Source organism: Fluviicola sp., from assembly GCF_030151805.1.
Taxonomy (GTDB): domain Bacteria; phylum Bacteroidota; class Bacteroidia; order Flavobacteriales_D; family Crocinitomicaceae; genus Fluviicola.
Window position 1 is genome coordinate 1 of the sequence record NZ_JASLCN010000059.1, and the last position, 3,017, is coordinate 3,017.

A 3,017-nucleotide genomic window follows, 5' to 3' on the forward strand; every position below is an offset into this window, starting at 1 on the left:
GGTTTTGAAGAATAGTATCCTTTACCGGTAAGTTTGCTTTGCCCGAAATAGAAGGTCATGTACTCACGCATACTGTTATTCATATCTCCGCAACAGTCCAGTGGGTCTTTTCGGAAAATGTATGCCTCAGTATTGGCTGTACAAACCAATTTCAGGTTTTGAATATCTTCAAAATATGCTTGGTATTTTTTTGCGGCTTCGCAAGCATTGATCGGCGTGAAACGGTTCGCATTTCCGATGGTGTCTGCTAATTCAATAAATGCAGGACTTTGTTTACGCTTCAAAGTCGGGTATAACAGGTTTTCAGGATAAATGTATGTAAATACCGCTGATCTCCAGGTTGCATATGAACCAAGCCACTGCCATTCTTTGTCAAAATTAGGCGCTGTAAAAAAGAAACCGTTCAAGTAATTATCATAAACTCCGCTTTCTAAAGCAAATATCAATCCTTGGATTGTTTCAATGGCATGTGATACACGGCTATGTTTTACACAACAATTGTCTTTGGTTTCGACGAATAATGTTTTAGCAATTCGTTCAGCAGCAGCGTCGAACGATTCACAATTATTTCGGAGTGCTTGAATCAGAGCATCACGCATCACTGGTAAGGTAATGTCTTCAGTTTCTTCAATCACTCTATTCCATTCCTCTTCTACTTTTTCCTTACGTTCAATGCGTGCATTCAACGTATCTTTCCATGCTTTTTTATCAGCATTCGGTGAACGCCATTGTTCGGTTTCCTGCACCAGGTTTATGGGGAAATTGATAATTGGTGGTGAATAATTCAGGAAATCTTCTCCGGTTAATACGATGTTATAATCATATTCTTGCTCGACAAGTGCAAAATAGTGTGTATTGGAAGTGTGAATCCGGATAAATATATTAATCACGCTGTCAAATTCTGAAGAAAGTAAATTGGACAGAGAAGTAGGGGTAGTCTCTGCGCCATTTTTAAGAACAGTATAAATTTCTCTCAAAAACCGGTATTCGGATATTCGGACATTGAGTTGATTTAAATAAGGACGAATATCTTCTCCGGCATCTTCTTTTTCAAACAGCGCGGTAAAGTAGGGATAATAAGTGGCTGAAGGTGCTCCGAATTTACGTCTTACGATATCGCTTAATAAAATCTCTCGAAAATTATAGAACAGGACTGTGAAAGTAAGCGAAGCAGAAAACACAGTACCCATGTCTGTAAATGTGTAATCTAAAGTGCCTTTACGACCTATCCATAAATCATGAACGACTTCTCCATTAACGAATTCTTTCATATTTTCGGGCGGAACAATATCCGGAAACACGGTTGGAACCCTGTTCCATTTCGCAAGTGTTTGCTGCCATAAGGAGCGATCCTGGGAATTTCCTCTGATAGGATCCATGCAGAGTTGAAATACATTATAATATTTGACACCCATAGAAATCTCCGGAGAAATCCATCCATTTCCCATATTATCTGTAAAATACATTTGTTTTCGCTTACAAGCTGTAGTCAGCAAATTGGCGACAGAGCGCAATTCAACCGGTGTGGGCTGATTGGATGGGTCCGCATCCTGATAAGCTGTCATTATCGGGATAATTAATGAAAATTCTTCCGGGGTAAGTGCAAATGCATCATACAATACCTCCGTTGCCTCTTGCTTAACGAATGCATCATTACTCTGGAAAGCTGTAATTAATGCCGTCATATTTGGATATGGTGGGTAGATATCGTAATCGTCTAACTGGCTTCCTGTATTGATCTCATTTAAAATGAGTTTAAAACCCGCTACATTAAAAGGCATAAGTAAAGAGAAATACTCTCTGCGCTTATCTTCCAGCTGCTCTTGCCGTGTATTGTACAGATCTATGTACGGCTCTGCATCAGGTGAAATCAGCAGTCGGTCTCTGGATACCAGTTCCGGATCAATGATTGCAACATTGGAGCTCGTGATTTCAAGATAGTTGTCAGGAATGGTCTGCAAAGATGGATCCCAGGAGCCAATAGATGGATCAGTTAATGCTTTCCAGAAATATTGGGCATTCAGCATCAGTTGTGCAGGATATGTGACGCCACTTGAGATGTGTTTGATTTCTTCTTTGACCCAATTGGCATCTAGTTTTTTTCGCGCACAATTACGCAAAATGGAGGCTGCTTGATAGCGTTTCTCCATATCCGGTTGGTCGTAAGAATACATCGAATTTAAAAACTCTTCATAAGACAAGAATATTTCCATCAGGAGACTAAACTCATACACATTTGTATGTAAATTTTCAGTAATAATGGATAAGCAGTCTTCTCTTACCGTTGCAGATGAGCGAATGATCTCATATACCTTTTTGAGCTTTGTATAATAACTCGGTTCTAAATCTGCTTCAACTGGCCAGGTGTCCGGTTCATCCCAAACGATATAGGAAAAGGGATTGGTCATTCCCACAGGAATCGGAGTCAAATAGGAATATTGGAAATTTATCTCAAAAAGTATATTACAAATCGCTTGAGGATTTGGTATTGTTGCAGTATCCAAGGCTACTTCAGCTTCGAAAATAAAGCTGATGTTTCCATTTGCGAAATCTGTTGACAATTCATAGGAAGGATCCAGCGTTAATTCAACATGAGTCCCAAGGGAATCAACAGTTATTGATCCTAAAGTAATACGTAGCGGTCCTGCTGCATTTGTAGTACTATAAACATCATCATTTCCGCTACTAATCAGCTGAATCTGCCCGCCTGTCAATGCATTTATGATCGGTTCTCCTGCTAAATCCACAACAATAGATGATACGCCCGTATGACTTATCACAGGAATAACAGAGTCATAACGCATCACGGGAATTGTACCATAAGGCTGGAACATAGGTTCTTGAGGTGACCCAGGTACCGATTTCTTCAATGATACCTCTGTATTTGCACCATTCAGGGATACCTTATAGATTTCGAAAGCAACAAATGCATAACCGGGAGAAACCGGAGATTGAATACGGATTTTATTATTTTGGAAAGCCGTTCCCAACAAATTGATACCTGGAACTCGTAATAC

1 protein-coding gene is annotated in these 3,017 nt (G+C 39.7%); it reads right to left on the minus strand.

Annotation, left to right across the window (positions count from 1 at the left end; translation table 11 throughout):
- A partial coding sequence (locus Q1V93_RS02295; RefSeq protein WP_300660859.1) for a neuraminidase-like domain-containing protein occupies positions 1-3,017 on the minus strand: 3,017 nt, incomplete at both ends.